The organism is Pseudomonas baltica (assembly GCF_031880315.1).
In the GTDB taxonomy this organism is placed as follows: Bacteria; Pseudomonadota; Gammaproteobacteria; order Pseudomonadales; family Pseudomonadaceae; genus Aquipseudomonas.
The window spans coordinates 6,539,635-6,562,414 of the sequence record NZ_CP134771.1 but is presented as its reverse complement, the minus strand read 5'-3'; the positions used below and the strand labels follow the sequence as shown (position 1 = coordinate 6,562,414).

Here is a 22,780-nt window from a genome sequence, read left to right as displayed (position 1 = left end):
TCAGTGGCTGCCGGGATTGACGCGCAGCCAGGCCACTTGCTTGCCCAGCGGTGGCCAAGGGGCCTTGTCGGCCGCAAAGGTGCTGCGCAGATAGGCCACCAGGTCGCTGACCTGAGTATCGGAGAGGCTGTCCTTGAACGCCGGCATATAACCCAGTTCGCTGACGGCCGGGTTGCCGATACCGTGAAGAATGACCTTGATCAGATTGTCGGGACGGTCGCTGTGCACGTTGGTATTCGCCGCCATCGATGGGCTCACGCCGAACAACTCGGGACCGCCGTCCAGGGCACTATGGCAACCGGCGCAGGCGCCTTCGAACACCCGCCGCCCATTGGCCAGGTTCGCCGTAACGGGCAGGCTGGCGACCGTCTTTTGCGCTTGGGCCACCGGCTCGCCCTCGAGGCTGGCGAGGTAATGGGCGATCGCCCGCAGGTCATCGTCGGGCAAGGTCGACAGCTCGCTGACCACCGGTCCCATCGGCCCTGCCGCAACGCCGTGTTCGGCGCTGAAGCCGGTGCGCATGTAGCTGAACAACTGGTCTTCGGTCCAGGGCGTGGGCGCCTTGGACAAACCGGTCAGGGCGGGCGCTTCCCAACCGTCGACCATCGCCCCGGACAAGAACTTCGCCCCGCCCTGCTCCGCGCCCATCAGGTTGCGCGGCGAGTGGCAGGCGGCGCAGTGGCCCAGGCCGTTTACCAGATAATTGCCACGGTTCCACTGCGCGCTGCGTGCCGGATCGTCCTGATATTCGCCCTGTTTGAGGAACAGCGTATTCCAGCCCGCCATCAGCGCCCGCACATTGAACGGAAAGCGCACCTGGTTGGTCGGCGGCGTACTGGGCACTGCGGGTTGTGACATCAGGTAGGCATAAAGTGCCTGCATGTCTGCTTCCTTGATGTTGCGAAAGGCGGTGTAGGGAAATGCCGGGTAGAGGTGTCGCCCATCACGGCTGATGCCTTGGCGCATGGCCCGGTCGAACGCGGCGAACGACCAGTTGCCGATGCCCGTCTGTGCATCAGGCGTGATGTTGCTGCTGTACAGCGTCCCGAACGGCGTATCCATGGCCAGCCCGCCCGCGTTGTTCACGCCACCGTGGGCGGTGTGGCATACGGCGCAGTCGCCGGCGGCGGCCAGTTGCCGGCCGCGTTCCAGCGTCGCCGCGCTCCAGGTGCCGGCCGGTGGCGGCGTCACGGCGGCGATTTCCGCGCGCCAGGGCATGGCACTGATACCCAGGCCCAGGGCAGTGCCGAACAGCCCTGCCAGGCCGCCGAACAGCCATTTGCGCTTCTTGCTTTTGACCGGCGCAGCGTAAGGCAGCCCGACCGGGTCCTGGGGCTCGGCAGCCTTGAGCGCCGCCAGCACCCGCTCGGCGGTGATCGGCAGCTCGCGAAAACGGATGCCGGTGGCATCGAATACCGCGTTGGCGATCGCCGCAGCGCTGGGCACCGAGGCCGACTCCCCTGCCCCCAACGGCGGTTCATGCTGGCGCTGCATCATCATCACATCGACTTGCGGCACCTCGGGAAAGGTCAGGATCGGATAGCCGCCCCACTCCTTGCTGACCACCCGCGATTCCTCGAACGTCACCTGCTCCTTGAGCACACGGCTGGTGGACTGCATCACGTTGCCGTGAATCTGGTGCTGCACCCCGGCCGGGTTGACCATCATGCCGGCGTCATGGCCGACCACCACGCGAGTCACCGCGATGTCGCCGGTCTGCTTGTCGATGGCCACGTCGGCCACCCAGGCGGCCCAGGCAGCACCAAAGCCGGGGAATTTACTGTGGATGTATCGCGCGTAGGCGAAGCCGCGGCCACGCAACACACCGTCTTCGCCAGGGGTCTGACCGGGCTGGGTGTGTGGCGTCCATTGCGCGCGCTCGGCGGTGGCGCGCACCAGTTCGGCGGCGCGTTCGTCAGGCAGATAGCGCAGGCGGTATTCCACCGGGTCGACGCCCGCCTCGTGGGCCAGCTCGTCGATATAGGATTCGTGGGCGAAGACGTTGGGCAGCGCCGATACGCCACGCAACCAAGAGGCGCGCACGATCGGCGCCATGTCCTCGATGCTGACTCGTAGCTCCGGGTAGCTGTAATGGGGCACCGCAGTGCGGTCGCCCATCTCGTAGGCCACCGGCACCGGCTCGACGCGGCCGGTCAGCAGCAGTGCCAGGGTCGGCGCGCCGTTGGATGGGTAGCGGGTGCGGAAGTCGTAGACGGCCAGGTCGCCGGCAGCGTCGATACCGCCGTCGACGTCCATCAACTGCGCGGTGCCCTTGGGCTCCCAAGCGTGCTCCTGCTCGCGGGTCAGTTGCACGCGCACTGGCTTGCCGACCGCGCGGGACAGCAGCACCGCGTCGGCGCATACATCATCGGCACAGTTGCGCCCGTAGCAGCCGGACGCCTCCATGCGGATGATCTCGATGCCGGTTTCATCGACCTCCAGCAGCCAGCCCAAGTCGGCGCGCAACGCGTGGGGATTCTGGGTGCCGGACCAGATGCGGATCGCCTGGGGCTGGTAGTCGGCCACCGCGCAGGCCGGGCCGATGGAACCGTGCAGTTGGTACGGCCACAGGTAGCGGCGATTCAGGCGAGTCGCGACGCTGGCCAACGCGGCATCGACGCCGCCGGTGTCGTGCACGACCCGCTTGATCGACGGGTTGTCGCGCAGTGCTTGTTCAATATCGTCGAGGTTGGGCAGATGTTGCTGCCAAGGCTTCCATTGCACCTTGAGCTCACGTGCGGCTTTGATCGCCTGCTCCTCGCGCTCGGCCACCACGCCGATAAAGTCGCCGATCACCACTACGCGGACAATGCCGGGAAGATGGGCGATGGAGCTTTCATCGACAGCGATCAGGCTGGTGCCGACGAACACCCCGGTGTCGTAGCCGTCATAGGGTGGGCGCACCACGCGGCCGTGGAGCATGTCCGGCACGCGCATGTCGTGCACGAAGGTCAGCTCGCCGGTGGCCTTGGCCGGGATATCGACCCGCGCCGAGCTTTGCCCTACCAGTTTGTAATCGGCCAAAGACTTCAACGGTGCGTCGCCGCTGAGGGTCAGCTCGATGCGCTGGCCCTGGATCAACTCGGCGAAACTCAGCGCCCGGCCATCGCGACTATGCACCACGCCGGCTTCGATGCGCAGGTCGTCACTGCCCAAGCGCTCGGCCGCTGCCGCCAGCAACCAGCGGCGCGCTTCGGCGGCGGCGTTGCGCAGCGGCACGGCGGAGATCTGCAAGGTGGCACTGGCGATGGTTGCGCCCTGGTTCGGCGCCCGGGCGGTATCGCCCAGCACCACACGCAACTGGTCCATGCGCAGGTCGAGTTCTTCGGCGACGATCTGCCCCAGGGAGGTCTGGATGCCGGTGCCCAGGTCCACATGGCCGTTGAAGGCGTAGTACTCGCCGGTATCGCACAGGGCGATGAACAGCCCCAGCTCTTTAGGTTTGAGAATGGGCGTCTTGCCCTTGGGCACCAGTCCGGGCGGCGGCTGGATCTGGTCGACCACCAGCAACACGCCTTCGCGCGCCAGCAGTTCGGCCTGGGTCGGAACGGCACGGTCAGTCATTGCGACGGCTCTCACGATAAAGCTGGGCGGCGCTACGCACCGCAGCGAGGATTTCGAGGTGCGTGCCGCAACGGCACAGGTTGGCCGACAGCGCGCGGCGTATCTGCGCTTCGCTGGGGTCGGGGTTGCGGTCGAGCAAGGCCTTGGCGGTCATGATCATGCCATTCAGACAATAGCCGCACTGCGCCGCCTGGGCGTCGATGAAGGCTTGCTGTACCGGGTGCGGGCGATGGCGGTCGCCCAAGCCTTCGAGGGTGGTGACGTTACGATTCGCCACCCCACTCCAGGGCATCACGCAGGCACGCGTGGCTTTGCCGTCGACGATCACCGTGCACGCCCCGCATTCGCCCAGGCCGCAGCCGAACTTGGGGCCGTTAAGGTGCAGATCGTTGCGCAGCACCAGCAGCAAGGGCGTGTCGGCCATGGCGCTGCACGTCACCGGTTGGCCGTTGACGGTGCAACTGATGCGAGTCGACGCGGTAGGCGCAAGAGGTGTGTTCATGCCGCTCTCTATTTTCGTGTAGTACTTACTACATCAAAAGGCAAGAACGGTGCCAAGCGGCCGACTGACGCTCAAAGACTCGCGCCAGGTTCGCCAGGTGCGGTGAATCAGGCAGGGTCGTCGATCATCTTGCGCAGCAGGAACAGCATCGCCACTCGCTCTCCGGGGTTGAGGTTGCTCAGGGTCAGCTCGCTGATCTGCTGGGCGCACGGCACGGTCTGCTCCACAGCCACGCGACCGGCCTCGGCCAGGTGCACGATGACCTTGCGCCGATCCTGGGCGTCATGCCCCAGCGCTACCAGTTCGCGCGCCTTGAGACGCTCGACGATGCCGCGGATGGTGGCCTGGTCGACGGCAGTCAGCGCCACCAGTTCGGTGAGCGAGCTGGGGCCATGGTCGCGCACGGCGCAGAGGGTGATGAACTGCACTGCGGTGAGCTGCGACTCGCCGACGTTCTGCTGGAAGATCGCCATATGGCGCTGATAAGCCTTGCGCAGCAAGTGCCCCACCTGTTCGGTGAAGGCATAGGAAGGATCGGTGGAACTCATGGGCAGGACAGGTCCGCGGCAGCTGGAAAACACATACGATAACTCAAAGCCCACCCCCACCGCGCGCCCGGACCTAGCATCACGGACGCCAGCGGTACGCGGTCACTTGGCGATAGAAGCCGCCGGGGCGACGACATCACCGGCCAATACCACGGCCTGATCGTCCAGGTAGATGTCGCAGTGACGCAGCGGGATATCCATGTGGCACGGCGTCTTGCGTTTGCCGCCCACCTCGGTGTTAGGGCCGGTGGAGAACAGGAAGTTGCCGTAGAACGCACGGGCGTCCATGCACATGCCGTCGTTCTTGTCGTGCAGACCCATGGCGGTCCATTGCGCGCGCGGCTGCAGGCCCCAGCCGATATGGGAGATGCCGTACACCTCGGGATCGTTGAAGTACTTCATGTATTCGCGCAGGTACTCCGCCTCGAAGCCGCCGTGAATGCGGGTGATGAAGCCTTTTTCGATCTCCAGGGTGATGCGCTCGCGGCAGTAGGTCTTGAACGGCAGCAGGATATCCCCCACGTCCAGCGCCAGAATGCCTTCAGCGGTTTCCTCGTTCGGCCAGGTGAACAGAAAGCCGCTGGGCCAATGGTCCCAGCGCCCAGGTTGATCAACATAGCCATACTCGGTGACCGCCGGGTACTGGCCTAGCGCCGCACGGAAATCGCTGCCGGCGCGGGAACGCACGGTCATGGTACGGGCCTGCTTGAGCACGGCTTCGGCGGCCATCACCCGTGCCTTGTCGGCCTCGCTCGGCAGCATGCGGGCCAGCACTTCCGGGGGCTCGACGGCCAGCAGGATGCGCGTGCCGGTCTTGAGGATCTGCTCCTGTTCGGGGGAATGCAGCAGCATCATGGTGTCGACGATCAGATCAGCGGCTTCCAGCGCGCGCTGGGCCGCGAGGTTGCCGGTGAGCGCGGTGTCGCCGCAGTAGGCGGTCATGTCGTTGCCCATGGCCACCGGGGCATTGAAGGCCGGCAACTCCACGGCATACACCTTGGCGCCCAGCCGCTGCGCGGCCTCCATCGCCGCACGCACGGTGCGCGGGTTGGAGTAGTGGGCCTTGAGGATGGCCACGCTTTGGGTGGCGTCCACTTTCGACAGCGTGAGCACATGTTCGAACATCTGGGTCAGTTCAGCGTCGCTGACAGCCATTGCATTTTCTCCTGAGCCGGTGGGTTAAATATGCACCGCGATGGCGCGGCGCGCTTCGTGATGGTGCACATTTATAATGTATACGCTACTTAATGACACATTCAAAAACTATGAAGCGGCGTCTGCAAAGTGCGAGCCAATGATTAGAAAACTGATAAATCCCATATTCTGCCAGGGTAATACGCTGGATTAGCCCCTTGGACGCTTTTTCAACTATTTTTCGACAAGCCCCTTCACAGCGAAAAATAATAGTGCATACACTGTAAATGCGTTCCGATCCCACGTTCCGGAGATCGGCCATCGAGGAGACAACACCCATGGGGGCAACACAACGAATCGCCATCGTCGGCGCCGGCCTGGGCGGCGCCGCAGCTGCCGCCTCGCTGCAGCAGGCAGGCTTCGAAGTCGATATCTACGAACAGGCGCAGCACTTCTCACGCCTCGGCGCCGGGATCCACATGGGCCCCAACGTGCTGAAGATCTTCCGCCGCCAAGGCATCGAGAAGCAGCTTGAAGCCATGGGCTCGCACCCGGACTTCTGGTTCAGCCGCAGCGCTGACGGCGAATACATGTCGCGCATCCCCCTGGGTGATTTCGCCCGCAAGGAATACGGCGCTGCCTACCTCACCGTGCATCGTGGCGACCTGCATGCCTTGCAGATGACCGCCCTCAAGCCCGGCTCGGTGCACTTCAACAAACACCTGGCCAGCCTCGACGAAAGCGGCAGCGACGTGCTGCTGAAGTTCGCCGACGGCACCCAGGCCCGCGCCGACATCGTGATCGGTGCCGACGGCATCAACTCCCGCGTTCGCGAACACCTGCTGGGCGTCGAAGCGCCCACCTACAGCGGCTGGGTCGGCCACCGCGCGTTGATCCCGGCGCACAAGCTGGCCAAATACGACTTCAATTTCGAGGACTGCGTGAAATGGTGGTCGGGCGACCGCCACCTGATGGTCTACTACACCACCGCCAAGCGCGACGAGTACTACTTCGTCAGCGGCGTGCCCCAAGCCGAATGGGAAGGCGGCAACGCCAGCTACGTCGACTGCAGCCGCGAGGCCATGTTCGATGCCTTCAAGGGCTACCACCCCAGCGTGCAGGCCTTGATCGAGAACGCCGAGGACATCACCAAGTGGCCACTGCTCAACCGCCAGCCACTGCCGGTCTGGAGCAAGGGCCGCATGGTGTTGTTGGGCGATGCCTGCCACCCGATGAAACCGCACATGGCCCAGGGTGCCGCCATGGCCATCGAAGACGGCGCCATGCTCGCCCGCTGCCTGATGGAGACCGGTCTCAGCGACTACAGCACCGGCTTTCGCTTGTATGAGGCCAACCGTAAAGAGCGAGCCTCCCGCGTGCAGGCCGTGTCCAACGCCAACACCTGGCTGCGCACCCAGGAAGACCCCTCGTGGGTATTCGGCTACGAGTTGTTCGACCACCCGCTCAAATCAGAGAACGCAGCATGAGTCGCTTCCTCTACGGCGCCAACGTGCAGGCCAACGGCATTCGCCAGCACTACTTGCGCTATGGCGGCAAAGGCCAACCGCTGTTGCTGATCCCGGGCATCACCAGCCCGGCCATCACTTGGGGTTTCGTCGCCGAGCGCCTGGCTGAGCACTTCGACACCTACGTACTGGATGCCCGCGGCCGCGGCTTGTCATCGACCGGGCCGGCACTGGACTACGGCACCGACGCCTGCGCCGACGACATCGCCGCCTTCGCCCAGGCCCTGGAGCTCAAGGACTGCGTGCTGGTGGGCCACTCCATGGGTGCACGCTTCATCCTGCGCGCCGCCACCCGCCATCCCGAGGCACCGTTCAGCCGCCTGGCCTTGATCGACCCGCCAGTGTCCGGCCCGGGCCGTCGCGAATACCCCGGCAAGCTGCCGTGGTACATGGACTCGATTGCCCAGGCCGAGCAAGGCATGAGCGCCGCCGACATGCTCGCCTTCTGCCCGACATGGACCCTGGAGCAACGCGCCCTGCGCGCCGAATGGCTGCACACTTGCTATGCGCCGGCAATCCTCAAGGCCTATGAGGATTTTCACCAGGTGGACATCCATCAGGACTTCCCCCTTGACCGCCTCCCTACCCTGCTGATGATTGCGGGCAAGGGTGGCGTGATCGGCGCCGAAGACGAAGCCGAAATCCGCGCCCTGCAACCGTCGATCGAAACCGTGAAGGTGGACAACGCCGGGCACATGATCCCTTGGGACGACTTCGAAGGCTTCTTCCGCGCCTTCGGCAGCTTCCTCGGCCACCCCCTGAGCTGAATCCGGAGACCCACCATGAGCAAGCTCTACCGCATCGGCCAGATCGTGCCGAGCTCCAACACCACCATGGAAACCGAGATTCCGGCGATGCTCACCGCGCGCCAGTTGATCCGTCCCGAGCGCTTCACGTTCCACTCGGCGCGCATGCGCATGAAGCACGTGAAGAAGGAAGAACTGGCAGCCATGGACGCACAGTCCGACCGTTGCGCCCTGGAGCTGTCCGACGCCCGCGTCGATGTGCTCGGCTACGCTTGCCTGGTGGCGATCATGGCCATGGGCCGTGGCTACCACCGTGAATCCCAGCAGCGCCTGGGCCAAGTGGTGCTGGACAACGACTGCGAGGCCAAGGTGATCACCAGTGCCGGCGCTCTGGTAGACGGCCTCAAGGTGCTGGGTGCCAAGCGCATCGCCCTGGTGGCGCCCTACATGAAACCGCTGACCGAACTGGTGGTGGACTACATCCAGCACGAAGGTATCGAGGTGAAGGTGTGGCACGCCCTGGAGATCCCCGACAACCTCGACGTGGCTCGCCATGATCCGTCCCGTTTGCCCGGTATCGTCGCCGGCCTGGACCTGACCGATGTGGACGTGATCGTGCTCTCCGCCTGCGTGCAGATGCCCTCGCTGGGCGCCGTCGCCAAGGTCGAGGCACAAACCGGCAAGCCTGTGCTGACCGCCGCCATCGCCACTACCTACGCCATGCTCAAGGCCCTGCAACTGGAGCCGATCGTGCCCGGTGCCGGGGCCTTGCTGTCTGGCGCCTACTGAGGAGCACGCTCATGAGCAGCGCAGAAGACAATTACGCCGGGGTGTGGGGTAATCGCGTCGGCTTCGGTCGGCGCCCGGCATTGCTGCTGATCGACTTCATGCAGGGCTACACCACCGAGGGCGCACCGCTGTTCGCGCCCGGCGTAGTCGATGCCGTGTCCCATAGCGTCGAGCTGCTGGCGGCCGCACGCGCCATCGGCGTTCCGGTGATCCACACCAATATCCGCTACCATCCCGGGCACTTCGCAGACGGTGGCATGTGGGTGAAAAAGGCGCCGGTGATGAAGGACATGATCGAGGGTAATCCCTTGGCCGCGTTTTGCCCTGAAGTGACGCCACTGCCGACCGAGGTGGTGCTGACCAAACAATACGCCAGCGCCTTTTTTGGTACCAGCCTGGCACCCATGCTGCATGCACTGGGCGTAGACACGCTGATCATGCTGGGCTGCTCCACCAGCGGCTGCGTGCGCGCCACCGCCGTGGACGCAGTGCAATACGGCTATCGCGGCATCGTCGTGCGCGAGTGCGTCGGCGATCGGCACCAGGCACCCCACGAGGCCAACCTGTTCGACATCGATAATAAATACGGGGATGTGGTTTCCCGAGCACAAACGCTGGACTATCTCGCCACGCTGTAAGGGCTCCCAGGGAGGCGTCCATTCAAGAGACGCCCCTCGCCCACTGATTCCTGTCTGCCCATGAACATAGCCCGTAGCGCCGCAAAAGCGGCAGAATCAGGAGACACGACATGTCACTCAGCGAAACCGGAGCCCTTGAAATGCCGCGTGCGCAGGCGTCCGACAGCTACCGCAAGATCATCTGGAGGCTGATCCCCTTCCTGTGTTTCTGCTACCTGGCCTCTTACCTGGACCGCATCAACGTCGGCTTCGCCAAACTGCAGATGCTCGACACACTGCACATGAGCGAAACCGCCTACGGCCTGGGCGCAGGCCTGTTTTTCGTCGGCTATATCCTGTTCGAGGTGCCGAGCAACCTGGTACTGGAAAAAGTCGGCGCACGCCTGTGGATCGCCCGCATCATGATCAGCTGGGGCCTGCTCTCGGGGCTGACCATGTTCGTCACCAGCGAGTGGCAGTTCTATACCCTGCGGTTTCTGCTGGGCGCGGCCGAAGCGGGCTTCTTGCCGGGGGTGCTGTACTACCTCAGCCAGTGGTTCCCGTCATACCGTCGCAGCCGCATCATCGCGCTGTTCATGATCGGCCTGCCGTTGTCGAGCCTGCTAGGCAGCCCCCTGTCGGGCTGGATCATGGGCCACTTCGGCGGTGTCGGCGGGCTGGCCGCGTGGCAGTGGCTGTTCCTCTTGGAAGCGGTGCCGACCGTGGTGCTGGGTTTCCTGTGTTTCGCGGTACTGCCCAACGGCATCGGCGACGCAAAATGGCTGAGCCACGCGGAAAAGTCCGAACTCAGCGCTGTGCTGGCCAAGGATGAAGGCGAAAACCCGGGCGGCCACTCGTTCCGCGACGGCTTCTTCAACATCAAGGTCTGGATGCTCGGCGGCATCGACTTCTCGATCCTGCTCAGTGCCTACGCCATGGGCTTCTGGCTGCCGACCTTCATCAAAAACGCCGGGGTGTCCAACCCCGCAGATATCGGCCTGCTGGTGGCCATTCCGAGCCTGGCCGGGTTGATCGGCATGCTCGCCATCGGCGCCAGTTCGGACAAGCACCGCGAGCGCCGCTGGCACATCATCGTGCCCTTTATCGTCGGTGCCGCAGCGATGTTCCTGAGCACCTTCTTCACCCAGAACGTGGCGGCGACCGTAGCGTTGTTCTCGGTCGCTTCGCTGACCATCATCGGCGCCGTGCCGGTGTTCTTCAGCCTGCCCGCGACCTTCCTCAAGGGCACCGCGGCCGCTACGGGCTTCGCCCTGGCCTGCTCGGTGGCAAACATCGCCGGGCTGGTAAGCAACTCACTCATGGGCGTGGTGATGGACCACTTCCACAGCCCGCAAATAGCGCTGTGGATCTTCGCCGGGTGCTTGCTGCTGAGTTCATTGCTGGTGGTGGCGCTACCTGCAAAAGTCGTCAACCGATAAAACCACCGCGCTCCACCCAGTGGCTTCAGCGATAGCAATATCACTGAAGTCCACGACCACTACCGCTTTCGAGCGAACATCAAACGCCCCAGCACCCACCTTGATGCAGCCCAGAACCTTTAGGAGCAAGCGGTTCACCTCCTCAGGCCGTTGCAGTCCGAGATGTATTGAACGCTCAAGCCCGGCCCAACTCCAAATCATGCCCAGATGCTCAACGCCGGCGTATCGCCTAGGTGGGTGTTTGAATCATTTACCCAATCGAGGAATTTTCATGACAGATCCACGTAACGTCGCTCACGACAAAAAAGTCCAGCAAGAGAAAAAGAACCACGGCGAAGAAATCGCGCCCGATGCCGAGCACGCGCCTCAGCCAGGCATGAAGCCACCCCTCAAGCACGACGATGACAAGCAGAACGAGCAGGCTTGACCCGGCACTGATCTGACCTGGAGCTTGCCGTATGGGTTGCTGGCGCAAGTCAGCAGCCGCTCGGTCACCCACGGATGAACGCAGCGTCCTGGAAATACGTGATGCAGCCTGCTTGAAGACATCGAATCATTACCCATATCCTCTTCCGACCGACCAAGGATTTGCCAGGTAAGGATTGCTTATCCAGTCCCTGTTGACCAAGGTACGTCACCCAAACGGCACCCACAGGTACCGTTCGAGTAGCGTTAGCGATTACTTCTTGCCCGCCTCCCAGCTCTTGAGCAATTCGTTGTAACTGATGGTTTCGCCTTTAGGCTTCTCGTTCTCGAGTTTGCGTTGAGGTGCCAGGAACTGGCCGCCGCTGGATTCAGCCTTTTTGTACCAGGCCTCCGCCGAGGTCTCGGGGTTCATCTTCGGCGCGCAACCGCTGGCGTCCTGCACCTTGGAGCGCTCGATGCGCGTCATGATCGCGTCCTGGTCTTTCGCCAACCCGTCCAGCGCTGCCTGGGCCGACTTCTCGCCCGTGACCGCTTCGGCGACATGGCTCCACCACAGCTGCGCGAGCTTCGGATAGTCCGGTACGTTGGTGCCGGTGGGCGACCACTGCACACGGGCCGGGCTGCGGTAGAACTCCACGAGGCCGCCCAGTTTAGGCGCCAACGCGGTCATCTCCTTGGAATTGATGTCCGACTCGCGAATGGGGGTCAGGCCGACGATGGTTTTTTTCAGGGACACGGTTTTCGAGGTCACGAACTGCGCATACAGCCAAGCGGCCAAGCGCTGTTTCTCCGGCGTGGCCTTGAGGAAGGTCCATGAGCCCACATCCTGATAGCCCAACTTCATGCCGTCCTTCCAGTACGGGCCTTTTGGCGACGGTGCCATGCGCCATTTCGGCGTGCCGTCAGCATTCATCACCGGCAAGCCCGGTTTGGTCATGTCGGCGGTAAAGGCGGTGTACCAGAAAATCTGCTGCGCGACATTGCCCTGTGAAGGCACCGGCCCCGACTCCGAGAAGGTCATGCCGGCCGCTTCAGGTGGCGCGTAGGCCTTGAGCCAATCGATGTATTTCTGCGTCGCGAATACCGCCGCAGGGCCATTGGTGTCGCCGCCGCGGGTGATGCTCGAACCCACCGGGTGGCAATCCTCCACGCGGATGCCCCACTCGTCCACGGGCAAGCCGTTGGGCAGGCCCTTGTCGCCGCTGCCAGCCATGGAGAACCAGGCATCGGTAAAGCGCCAGCCGAGCGAAGGGTCCTTCTTGCCGTAATCCATGTGGCCATAAACCTTCTTGCCGTCGATTTCCTTGACGTCTTCGCTGAAGAACTTGGCGATGTCTTCATACGCCGACCAGTTCACCGGCACGCCCAGTTCATAACCGTATTTGGCCTTGAATTTTGCTTTGAGGTCGGCGCGTTCGAACCAGTCGGCACGAAACCAGTAAAGGTTGGCGAACTGTTGGTCGGGCAACTGATAGATTTTCTTGTCCGGGGCGGTGGTAAACGAGATACCGATGAAGTCCTTGATATCCAGCGTCGGCGAGGTGAAATCCTTGCCTTCATTGGCCATCAAATCACTGAGGGCTTCGGCCTTGCCATAGCGAAAGTGGGTGCCGATCAAGTCGGAATCGTTAACCCAGCCGTCGTAGATACTTTTGTCCGACTGCATCGCGGTCTGCAACTTCTCGATCACATCGCCTTCCTGCAGCAGGTCGTGCGTCACTTCGATGCCGGTAATTTCAGTAAAGGCCTTGGCCAGGGTCTTGGACTCGTACTCATGGGTGGTCAAGGTCTCGGACACGACCTTGATCTTCATGCCGCGAAAGGGTTCGGCTGCCTTTATGAACCACTTCAGCTCGTCGAGCTGCTGCTCACTGGTCAGTGTCGATGGCTTGAATTCGTTGCCCACCCATTTCTTCGCCGCGTCTTCATACGGGTCCGCCCAGGTCGAGAGACTCAGCCCGCTGAGGGTCAGCAGGGTTGAAATCGTCACGCTATGTCGCAGCTTGTTTTTTTTATTGAACATAGACACCTCCAGTGATGCTTGTTATTAGTCCGCTGTTCGTGCGCTGGATGGATTGAAAGGGCTCAGCCCCAGCGCATGACCACCACCAGCCATACCAGGGAAACCCCGGTGGCTATCCAGATACTCCAGTCGGTCGCGCCGATCACCAGCAGATGCAGGTAGGCACTTCCCAGTAGCCCGATGAACAACCGATCACCACGCGTTGTGGAAATCGGCAGGAAACCCCGACGAGGGACGCTTGCCGAGCGCAGTTCCCAGGCGGTCATTGCCGTGAGCAGCAAGGCGATGCCGGCAAAGAAAATCGCGGTGGGCAGTGTCCAGGCCATCCAATCCATTTTTACCACTCCTCAGACACGGCCAAGAGCGAAGCCCTTGACCACATGGTTGCGAACGAACCAGATCACCAGCATGCCCGGCAGGATGGTCAACACCCCCGCCGCCGCCAGCACGCCCCAGTCGATGCCAGAGGCCGACACCGTGCGCGTCATCACTGCGGCGATAGGCTTGGCATTGACCGAGGTCAGGGTGCGCGCCAGGAGCAATTCGACCCACGAGAACATGAAGCAGAAAAACGCCGTGACGCCGATACCCGAGCCAATCAGCGGGATGAAAATCTTGACGAAAAACTTGGGAAAGCTATAGCCATCGATGTAGGCCGTTTCATCAATCTCTTTCGGCACCCCGGACATGAAGCCTTCCAGAATCCACACTGCCAGCGGTACGTTGAACAGGCAGTGAGCCAGGGCGACCGCAATGTGCGTGTCAAACAGACCAATGGACGAATACAGCTGGAAGAACGGCAGTAGAAACACCGCAGGTGGCGCCATGCGGTTGGTCAACAACCAGAAGAACAAGTGCTTGTCGCCGAGAAACCGGTAGCGCGAGAACGCATAGGCGGCAGGCAGCGCGACACTCAGCGAAATTACAGTGTTCAAGCACACGTAATACAGCGAGTTGATATAGCCGCTGTACCAACTCTCATCGGTAAAGATCACCTGATAGTTGGCCCAGGTGAAGTCCCGAGGGAACAGCGTCAAACCGCTGAGTATCTCGGTGTTGGTCTTGAACGACATGTTGACCAGCCAATAGATGGGCAGCAGCAAAAACAGCAAGTAGAGCCACAGGGGCACGAGTTTTCTGAACGACACGTTCTTGCGCATGCTCATGCTCTCCCTTAGTTCGTTTCGCCGTGGGTCATCGCGGTATAGAACACCCACGACACCAGCAGAATGATCAGGAAATACACCAGCGAGAAGGCCGCCGCCGGGCCGAGGTCGAACTGCCCCAGCGCCATGGTCGTGAGCGTTTGGCTGAGGAAGGTCGTGGAGTTGCCGGGGCCGCCACCGGTCAGCACGAAGGGTTCGGTGTAGATCATGAAGCTGTCCATGAACCTGAGCATCACGGCAATCAGCAGCACGCTTTTCATTTTTGGCAGCTGGATGTGCCGAAACACCGCCCAATCCGACGCGCGATCGATCCGCGCCGCCTGGTAGTAGACATCCGGGATGGCACGCAAGCCCGAATAACACAGCAGCGCCACCAGCGATGTCCAGTGCCAGACATCGATGATCAGCACCGTCACCCAGGCGTCCGAGGCGTTAGCCGCGTAGTTGTAGCTGATGCCCAGCACGTTGTTGAGAAACCAGCCCATCAGGCCAATGTCGCCACGCCCGAAGATCTGCCAGATGGTGCCCACCACGTTCCAGGGAATCAGCAGGGGGATGGTCATGACGATCAGGCACAGCGACGACCATCGGCCCTTGGTCGGCATGCTCAAGGCGATGCCGATACCCAGCGGGATTTCGATCAACAGCACGCAGCCCGAATAGATGAACTGGCGCAGCAGCGAGTCGTGCAGGCGCGGATCCTGTAGCACCTGCCTGAACCAATCCGTGCCGACGAAGTAGCGGCTGGACTGATCGAAGATGTCCTGCACCGAGTAATTGACCACCGTCATCATCGGAATGATCGCGCTGAAGGCCACCAGCAGGAATACCGGCAGCACCAGCCACCAGGCCTTGTTGTTCTGCACTTTACGCATGGGCTACCCCTTGGGCCGAGTCACTGGCAAGCGGGACGTCGCCTTCGACGAGGAAATCATCGGCATAGACCATCAGCCATTGTCCCGGAAAGCTGATCCAGGCCTGCCCCTGCGGCACCGGTTTGTCTTCTTGCAGGCGCACCTTCAGCAACTGACCGGCGAGCTTCAAGGTAAGGATCTTGTAGGTCCCGAGGTCTTCGACATAGGTCACGTCAGCGCACCAGGCTTCGTCATAAGGACCGTCCCAGACATGCACGAATTCGGGGCGGATCCCCAGGGTCAGGCGAGTCCATCGAGTCGCTGCCAGGCGCTGTTGCACGCCCTCGGACAGTGGCACGACAACCTTGGCAAGACCGGCCTCACCAAACCCCACCCCACCCGGCTGCAGAGTGACCTCGATCAAGTTCATGCCAGGGCTGCCGATGAAATAGCCCACAAAGGTGTGCCGGGGCTTTTCGAACAGTTCACGCGGCGTACCGAACTGCACGATCTGGCCGCCGTACATCACCGCGATCTTGTCCGCGAAGGTCGAAGCCTCCAACTGGTCATGGGTGACGTAGACCATGGTGATGTTGAATTGCTCGTGGATCTGCTTGAGCTTGCGCCGCAGTTTCCATTTCAAATGCGGGTCGATCACCGTCAGCGGCTCATCGAAGAGGATCGCCGACACGTCGTCGCGCACCAGCCCACGGCCCATGGAGACCTTCTGCTTTTCATCAGCGGTGAGGTTCCTGGCCTTCTTTTTGAGCAATGGCTGGAGATCAAGCACTTCGGCAATTTCACTGACCTTGGCGTGTATCCTTTTTTCATCCATGCCTTGGTTGCGCAGCGGAAACGCCAGGTTGTCGTACACCGTCATGGTGTCGTAGACCACCGGGAACTGAAACACCTGGGCGATGTTGCGCTGTTCCGGCGACAGCGCGTTGACCACCTTGGCATCGAACATGACCTGGCCCTCCGACGGGCTCAGCAGGCCGGAGATGATGTTGAGCAATGTGGATTTGCCGCAACCGGAAGGGCCGAGCAGTGCGTAAGCGCCGCCCTGCTCCCAGATATGGCTCATTTCGCGGATCGCATAGTCGTCGGGGCCTGTGGGCGCGGCGACGTAGCTGTGGGCCAGGTTCTGCAAGCGGATCTCAGCCATCAGGCAACCCTCGCCATGCGCAGGCCAGGCGCCTGAATCAGGCCGCCTTGCGGGTCAAATACAAACAATTTGTGGGTGGGGATGTACACCCGGATCGGTGCGTCCACCTCGTATCCATGCACGCCCGGCAGATGTAGCACTAAGGCGAAATGCTCGTTGCGCACATGCAGGAAGGTCTCGGAACCACTGATCTCCGCCAGTTCGACGGTGACCGCGAGCTCCAGGTCGTCATCGTTGGAGGGCACCAGGCTCAAGTGGCTGGGCCGTACACCGAACTGGTAATCACCATCACCGATTTTGCGCAGGTCAACGTTGAGCGGGAAGTGGGCGAAGTTGGCAAAGCTGACCTCGTTACCCTTGATGCTGCCTGGCATGAGATTGATAGGTGGCTCGGAAAACAGCTCGGCGGCCAGTACTGTCTTGGGCTGATGGTAGACCTTGGGAGTCAGGCCGCTCTGGATCACCCGCCCTTCGTGCAGGATGGTCGTGGTGCCGCCCAGCGCCAAGGCCTCGTTGGGCTCGGTGGTGGCATAGATGGCGATGGTGTGGCGAGCTTCAAAGAGCAGGCGCATTTCCTGACGCAGCTCTTCGCGCAGTTTGTAGTCGAGGTTGACCAACGGCTCGTCGAAGAGGATCAGCTCCGCGTCCTTGACCAGTGCACGGGCCATGGCCGTGCGTTGTTGTTGGCCTCCGGACAACTCGAGAGGATAGCGGCTCAAGAATTTTTCGATCCGCAGCATCGTGGCGGTTTCCAGCACCTTGCGCTGGATTTCGTCTTTCGAGACACCGGCCTGACGCAGCGGCGAGGCGATGTTGTCGTAAACGGTCATGCTCGGATAGTTGATGAACTGCTGGTACACCATGGACACGTTGCGATGGCGCACGGCAACCCGGCTGACATCGTTGCCATTCATCAGGATGCGCCCGCTGTCGGGCTTGTCCAGCCCGGCCATCAAGCGCATCAAGCTGGTCTTGCCCGACAAGGTACGCCCCAGCAAAACGTTGAATGAGCCAGGTTCGAAGCTCAGCGATGCATCATCGATCCAGATCTGGCCGTCGATCGAGCGGCTGACGTGCTCCAGCGTGAGAGACATGGGGTGCCCTTTGGTCAGTGGCGATTTTTATTAGAAGGCGGATACTGGCCGACACGTTCGTCGACTGCTGGAGAGATAGCGACAATCGTGCCAAGCGCAGCCTGCCGACCTTCATTCGCCTGGGAAGCTTGCGCCAGAGCGGTGTCGGCAAACCATCGCGTGCCGGGAGCGTTCGTTGGCGAACACAAATGAACAGAAATAGCTGAACACTTGAACACAATGAACATTGACTTTGAGCAATACTGAACAACACTGCACAGAAGTTTTCAGGGCGCCTAAGCCCGGCCTACGCAGTACCCCATAACAATAAAAACACGCTGCACGGAGCGATCTCCACATGGCCACACCCGGCATTGCCATCGCGCACGACACCATGATCAAGGATTCCTGGGCACGCTGCAGGGAGTTCGGCCTGGACCACCGTTCGCTCCCGGCCTTCGGCCAGTTGCCGCCACAGCAGGTTTGCCAGTTGCTCGAACGTCACCGGGTGCTGTCGCTGACGGCGCACCAGCAAGTGTTGCCGTTCTACGAAAACATCCTGAGCAATGCCAACTGCCTGATCCTGCTCGCCGATAACCAGGGCCAGGTGCTCAACTCGTGGGGCACTCAGCGCTTCGTCGAACCGGCCCAGGGCTTGGGCTTCGTAGCCGGTGCATGCTGGGTCGAACAGGCCGCCGGCACCAATGCCATCGGTACCGCGCTGGCCGGTGAGCAAGCAGTGCACATCGAGCACGACGAGCATTTCCTCAAGGCCAATCGCTTCATGACCGGCTCTGCAGCGCCGATCTTCGACGCCTCACGGCGCTTGGTCGGGGTGCTGGACCTGTCCAGCGACAGTTTCTTGCCGCCCTCCTACACGTTGGGGATGGTGAAGATGATCAGTCAGACCATCGAAAACAGGCTGATCCTTGACCAATTTCAGAACACCCATTTTCAGCTGACCTTCAACACGGGCCTGGACAACCTCGACAGCCAGTGGGCTGGCCTGCTGATTTTCGATGAGAGCGGGCACATCCTTTGCGCCAACCGCCGCGCTGACAGCCTGCTGGGGACGAGCCTGTTGCAGGCAAGCATCGACGAGCTGTTCAGGACAACGCTGGCCGAGCTGCTCGATCAATCAAACGGGCAACCTTTCGCCCTGCAGGCGTCACGTGACAACCGCTTTTACGGTCAGCTCAAACGTCCCAAAGCCCCCGTTCTGCCCTTGGCAAGTCTGCCTCGGTCAGGGCAACCGGTGGCCGGCGCGTTACCAATGGCCGTGGGTTTTGGCGACGCGAAGATCGAAAAAGCTTTCGAGCAGGCGCAACGATTACTTGAAAAGAACGTGCCGCTGTTGATTCATGGCGAAACCGGTGCAGGCAAGGAAGTGTTCGTCAAGGCGCTGCATCAGGCCAGCTCCCGGGCCAAGCAGCCGTTGATCGCGGTGAACTGCGCGGCGATTCCTTCAGAGTTGGTGGAAGCGGAGCTATTCGGCTATGAAAAGGGCGCTTTCACCGGCGCGCACCATAAAGGCAGCATCGGGCTGATTCGCAAGGCGCACAAGGCCACACTGTTCCTGGACGAAATCGGCGACATGCCGCTCGCGGTGCAGGCACGCTTGCTGCGGGTTTTGCAGGAACGTTGCGTACAGCCTTTGGGCAGCAGCGAGCAACACCCGGTGGACATCCGGCTGATCTCTGCAACCCATTGCTCCCTGCGCGATCAGGTGCACCGCGGGCTGTTCCGACAGGATCTGTATTACCGCATCAGCGGTTTGAATCTCGAACTGCCCCCGCTGCGCGAGCGCACTGACTTGCCCGCGCTGGTGCGCAGCCTCTGGAACCAGCACCGGGAACCCCGGCAAACGGCGGGCTTCGATTCGCACGTGATGGCACTGTTCGAACGCCATCCCTGGCCCGGCAACCTGCGCCAGCTGAGTAATGTCATTCAGGTAGCGTTGGCTTTGGCCGACAGTGAGTTGATCGGTACCGCGCATCTACCGGAGGATTTCTTCGCCGACCTGGAGGTCTACAACAACAGCGGCGTGGCTGTCAAAACCGCTGACAGCCCCGCTGTTTCGGGCTCATATGGCAATCTGAACGAGCTGTTGCAAGCCTGTGGCGGCAATATTTCCCAGCTTGCCAAGCACTTGGGCGTAAGCCGCAATACGGTTTATAAGCGGTTGCGCGCGCAGGTATGAACGTCCCTGACTGTGTGCAGGCCAACGTCTGTGCCACCTGCGTGTGGCAGTTTTTTAGCAATTCGCCAAGGCAACTCACTGCTCAGGGCAAAACCTGATCCGTGCGTTCTTGCTCAGGCGCGCGATCAAGGCTTCGTTCAGCGCCGCCGCCGGCGTCCAGCAGCCACCGGGCGTCTGCTCGCGATCGACTTCGAAGGCCAACGCCAATGCCGACTCGGCGAGCATCTTGGAGGTGGACAGGTAGCCGGGGTCTTCATCACAGCTGACCGAGGCCTTCACCACCCTGCCCTCACCCAGTTCGGCATAAAACACCACGTCGTAGAAACCGGCGTCGATTTCAGCCTGGCTCGGCCCTTGTCCGGGTTGCGGATGACCCCCTTCGTTGTAGGAGAACCCTGCCAGGCCCGGCACCTCGTCCTTGGCAGGCGCAGCGGCGAGCATCAGCATTTCGTCATACTGGAAGTCTTCGCCCCACGGGTGGCCCTGCAGGTAGTTGGTACGGTGCACGGCCTTGGTATTGATGGTCGACATGATGAATGGCCCCACCCAGCTGCCCGCCACGTCATCGACGTAGGGCGTCTGCCCGTCCGGTTGCTCGACACCCTCGAAGCCGGGCGTGTAGGCAAACGGATCGTTCAGTAAGGCGGCCAGGGCCGAATCCGTGGCTGCGGCCGCCTCGACAGCGCCGACGCTGGCGAAGGTGCCGCCCGACAACACACCGTGCATCTTGCGCATGCGCGCTCGCACACGGGGGGCGTACTGGCCGAACTGCTGCATGGCCTGCTGCTGGACGAACCATACGCCGAGGTCGAAAGGCACCGAGTCGAAACCACAGGAGAACACCAGTCTGGCACCGCAGGCGCGTGCGGTGGCCTGATGGCGCTCGATCATCTGCGCAATCCACGGGATCTCCCCGCACAGGTCCACGTAGTCCGTGCCGAGCTCGGCGCAGGCGGCGACCAGATCAGAGCCGTACAGCGAAAACGGCCCCGCCGTATTGATCATCACCCGGGTCGCCGACGCCATGTCGCGCAGGGTGGTCGGCTGTTCGGCATCAGCCATGATCAACGGCAAGGCGTCAGCGTCGGCCCAGGTGTCGCGGATGGCTTGCAGCTTGCTCAGGTTACGGCCGGCGAGCGCCCACTTGACCGGGCCGCCGACCCCATGGGTGGCGAAAAAATATTCGGCGACCAGGCGGCCGGTGTAGCCGGTGGCGCCAAAAATGATCACATCAAAGGACCGAGAGCTCATGTCGTGGTGTTTCCTGCGAAGGGTTGAAAACAAGTGCGTCACTCTAGCAACCCAGGGTAATAATGATTAGCGGGTATGATAGGAATGGACCTATAACCTCAAGGCATCAATCATGCGTGACACGGTAACCGATCTGGTGGCATTCCTGAGGGTCGCTCGCGAAGGCAGCTTCACCAAGGCTGCGGCGCAGTTGGGTATCTCGCAACCAGCCCTGAGCCGTACCATCCGCAAGCTCGAGACACGGCTGGGGGTGCAGTTGCTGACGCGCAGTACCCGGAGTGTCGCCCCCACCGAGGCTGGGGTGCGGCTGATGGACACCATCGGGCCGCACTTCGATGGCATAGAAGCGGGCCTGGGCGAACTGGGTGAACTGAGCGGCAAGCCGACGGGTAATCTGCGCATCACCTCCCTCGAACATGCCAGTCCCTGGGCCTTGGCACCCGCAATCAGCCGGCTGATGGCCGACTATCCGGACATCACGGTTGAAATCAGCGACAACTATGCCCTCGTCGACATCGTCGCCGAACGCTTCGACGCCGGTATTCGCATGGGCGAACAACTGGCCAAGGACATGATCAGCCTGCCGGTAGGCCCCGCGTTTCGTATGGCCCTGGTGGGCAGCCCCGCGTATTTCGACCACAGGACAAAACCGCTCACGCCTGAAGATCTGACCGAGCATGAGTGCATCGACTTGCGCCTGCCGACATCGGGGGGCTTGTGGTCATGGCCGTTTGCCAAGGACGGTCGGGAAATCAAAGTGCGCGTCGACGGGCATCTGGTGTGCAACAGCCTGGCGCTGATGCTCGATTTCGCTCGGGCAGGTAGCGGTCTAGTGTACGTACCAGAACATGTCGTAACGCAGGACCTGGCCCAAGGTCGGTTACTGAGAGTGATGGAGGATTGGTGTGCGACGGCCTTGGCTTACCATCTTTATTATCCGAGCCGACGCCAGCACAAGCCGGCTTTTCGGCTGTTGCTGGAAATCCTGCGTCGGGAGCCTGTCCGTTGAAGGCTGCTGCAACGCAGGCAACCACGCAGGAAGAGAGAACAACAGAGTCTGGCCAGCGGGCCGCCAGATTCTGCCTTATGGTGCGCGATGGCTAGAATTTGAAAGCCTGCCGCCCAATCAATAGCCACTTGCCGCCACGCTGCTGCCACACTTGAAAATTCTCGATCTCGGTCGGCACCACTTGGCCACTGTTCACCGCTTCAGCCGAGAAATGGTTTCTGACGAGGGCGACATCACCATTCATGACGATCTTCTGGTTGAGCATCTTCAAGGTGTTGAAGCCGCTTCTACCGGTTTTGATATCGTCGATAAAAGCCTGTTTGTCTTGAACCTTGCCGCTGGAATGGCCGTAGCTGACGTTATCCGCCGTCAAGGCTTCGAGTTCGGCGATATTCTTGTGCAGCATCGCCTGCGTCAGACGATCCACCGCCGCCGTGACGGCGGCTTCATCCGACGCCGGTGATGCATTGACCAGACCGCTGAACAGGCAAAGAAAAATCAGGCTGCGCTTGAGTGCGTGCATAGTGGTGTTCCTTTTATTGTTGTTGGAGGGGGCATTCCTGCCGCCGGGTCGTACGATATCATACAAAGGCAATGCCCCTCATCCGGGTGACGTCAAGTCCTGCGGCGCTTGAATCAAATGCCCGTCCTGGCCATCGACCCTTGCCGTCAGGCACCCCACTGAAACTTCTTGCCCCTCGCCCAGTCGGAAATTCTGAGTCCGCTTTTCTCCCCCAAGCGGCTCTGG

General features: G+C 61.7%; 20 protein-coding genes. 8 read left to right on the top strand and 12 right to left on the bottom strand.

The window, feature by feature from the left end:
- From REH34_RS29730 to REH34_RS29715, 4 genes are all read right to left on the bottom strand, one after another.
- Complete coding sequence (locus tag REH34_RS29730; protein WP_311970236.1) at positions 1-3,564, bottom strand: molybdopterin cofactor-binding domain-containing protein; 3,564 nt, start codon at positions 3,562-3,564, stop codon at positions 1-3.
- Positions 3,557-4,066, bottom strand: a complete 510-nt coding sequence (locus tag REH34_RS29725) for a (2Fe-2S)-binding protein (RefSeq protein WP_226502647.1) — start codon at positions 4,064-4,066, stop codon at positions 3,557-3,559. The genes REH34_RS29730 and REH34_RS29725 overlap by 8 nt, the downstream gene beginning before the upstream one ends.
- 107 nt (positions 4,067-4,173) lie before the next feature.
- Positions 4,174-4,614, bottom strand: a complete 441-nt coding sequence (locus REH34_RS29720; RefSeq protein ID WP_226502646.1) for a MarR family winged helix-turn-helix transcriptional regulator — start codon at positions 4,612-4,614, stop codon at positions 4,174-4,176.
- Positions 4,615-4,716: 102 nt separating this feature from the next.
- Positions 4,717-5,769, bottom strand: a complete 1,053-nt coding sequence (locus REH34_RS29715) for a 2,5-dihydroxypyridine 5,6-dioxygenase (protein ID WP_311970235.1) — start codon at positions 5,767-5,769, stop codon at positions 4,717-4,719.
- 317 nt (positions 5,770-6,086) lie between these two features.
- On the opposite strand from REH34_RS29715, the gene REH34_RS29710 reads away from it, so the two are divergent.
- The 6 genes from REH34_RS29710 (at position 6,087) to REH34_RS29685 (ending at position 11,292) form a co-directional block, all read left to right on the top strand.
- Positions 6,087-7,235, top strand: a complete 1,149-nt coding sequence (locus REH34_RS29710; RefSeq protein WP_311970234.1) for an FAD-dependent monooxygenase — start codon at positions 6,087-6,089, stop codon at positions 7,233-7,235.
- A complete protein-coding gene (locus REH34_RS29705; RefSeq protein WP_311970233.1) occupies positions 7,232-8,041 on the top strand; it encodes an alpha/beta hydrolase in 810 nt (269 codons plus the stop codon). Before REH34_RS29710 ends, REH34_RS29705 begins: the two co-directional genes overlap by 4 nt.
- A 15-nt stretch (positions 8,042-8,056) precedes the next feature.
- Positions 8,057-8,809, top strand: a complete 753-nt coding sequence (locus tag REH34_RS29700; RefSeq protein ID WP_311970232.1) for an Asp/Glu racemase — start codon at positions 8,057-8,059, stop codon at positions 8,807-8,809.
- Positions 8,810-8,820: 11 nt separating this feature from the next.
- Positions 8,821-9,447 carry an N-carbamoylsarcosine amidohydrolase gene (locus tag REH34_RS29695; RefSeq protein WP_311970231.1) on the top strand — a complete coding sequence of 209 codons (627 nt, stop codon included), beginning with the start codon at positions 8,821-8,823 and terminating at the stop codon, positions 9,445-9,447.
- Between the two features lie 110 nt (positions 9,448-9,557).
- Positions 9,558-10,865: an MFS transporter gene (locus REH34_RS29690; protein WP_409373209.1), complete on the top strand. Its 1,308-nt coding sequence runs from the start codon at positions 9,558-9,560 to the stop codon at positions 10,863-10,865.
- A gap of 271 nt (positions 10,866-11,136) precedes the next feature.
- The gene (locus REH34_RS29685) at positions 11,137-11,292 is read left to right on the top strand and encodes a hypothetical protein (RefSeq protein ID WP_226502635.1); all 156 of its coding nucleotides are present in this window, start codon (positions 11,137-11,139) and stop codon (positions 11,290-11,292) included.
- 252 nt (positions 11,293-11,544) lie between these two features.
- Here the strand turns inward: REH34_RS29685 and REH34_RS29680 are convergent, their stop codons facing one another.
- From REH34_RS29680 to REH34_RS29655, 6 genes are all read right to left on the bottom strand, one after another.
- On the bottom strand, positions 11,545-13,314 hold the full coding sequence (locus REH34_RS29680) for an ABC transporter substrate-binding protein (RefSeq protein ID WP_226502634.1): 1,770 nt from the start codon (positions 13,312-13,314) through the stop codon (positions 11,545-11,547).
- 62 nt (positions 13,315-13,376) lie between these two features.
- Entirely contained in the window at positions 13,377-13,649 is a 273-nt protein-coding gene (locus REH34_RS29675; RefSeq protein WP_226502633.1) for a DUF2160 domain-containing protein, read from the bottom strand.
- A 12-nt stretch (positions 13,650-13,661) separates the two neighbouring features.
- Entirely contained in the window at positions 13,662-14,462 is an 801-nt protein-coding gene (locus REH34_RS29670) for a carbohydrate ABC transporter permease (protein WP_226502853.1), read from the bottom strand.
- 26 nt (positions 14,463-14,488) lie between these two features.
- The gene (locus REH34_RS29665; RefSeq protein WP_226502632.1) at positions 14,489-15,355 is read right to left on the bottom strand and encodes a carbohydrate ABC transporter permease; all 867 of its coding nucleotides are present in this window, start codon (positions 15,353-15,355) and stop codon (positions 14,489-14,491) included.
- A complete protein-coding gene (locus REH34_RS29660) occupies positions 15,348-16,499 on the bottom strand; it encodes an ABC transporter ATP-binding protein (RefSeq protein WP_311970230.1) in 1,152 nt (383 codons plus the stop codon). Before REH34_RS29660 ends, REH34_RS29665 begins: the two co-directional genes overlap by 8 nt.
- Entirely contained in the window at positions 16,499-17,593 is a 1,095-nt protein-coding gene (locus REH34_RS29655) for an ABC transporter ATP-binding protein (protein ID WP_226502630.1), read from the bottom strand. The genes REH34_RS29660 and REH34_RS29655 overlap by 1 nt, the downstream gene beginning before the upstream one ends.
- 337 nt (positions 17,594-17,930) lie before the next feature.
- Between REH34_RS29655 and REH34_RS29650 the strand changes: the two genes are divergently transcribed.
- Complete coding sequence (locus tag REH34_RS29650) at positions 17,931-19,772, top strand: sigma-54-dependent Fis family transcriptional regulator (protein WP_311970229.1); 1,842 nt, start codon at positions 17,931-17,933, stop codon at positions 19,770-19,772.
- Between the two features lie 75 nt (positions 19,773-19,847).
- On the opposite strand, the gene REH34_RS29645 is transcribed toward REH34_RS29650, so the two are convergent.
- On the bottom strand, positions 19,848-21,023 hold the full coding sequence (locus REH34_RS29645; protein ID WP_311970228.1) for a saccharopine dehydrogenase NADP-binding domain-containing protein: 1,176 nt from the start codon (positions 21,021-21,023) through the stop codon (positions 19,848-19,850).
- A 112-nt stretch (positions 21,024-21,135) separates the two neighbouring features.
- On the opposite strand from REH34_RS29645, the gene REH34_RS29640 reads away from it, so the two are divergent.
- Complete coding sequence (locus tag REH34_RS29640) at positions 21,136-22,032, top strand: LysR family transcriptional regulator (protein ID WP_311970227.1); 897 nt, start codon at positions 21,136-21,138, stop codon at positions 22,030-22,032.
- A gap of 91 nt (positions 22,033-22,123) precedes the next feature.
- On the opposite strand, the gene REH34_RS29635 is transcribed toward REH34_RS29640, so the two are convergent.
- Positions 22,124-22,555 carry a nuclear transport factor 2 family protein gene (locus tag REH34_RS29635; RefSeq protein ID WP_226502852.1) on the bottom strand — a complete coding sequence of 144 codons (432 nt, stop codon included), beginning with the start codon at positions 22,553-22,555 and terminating at the stop codon, positions 22,124-22,126.
- Positions 22,556-22,780: the final 225 nt, after the last annotated feature.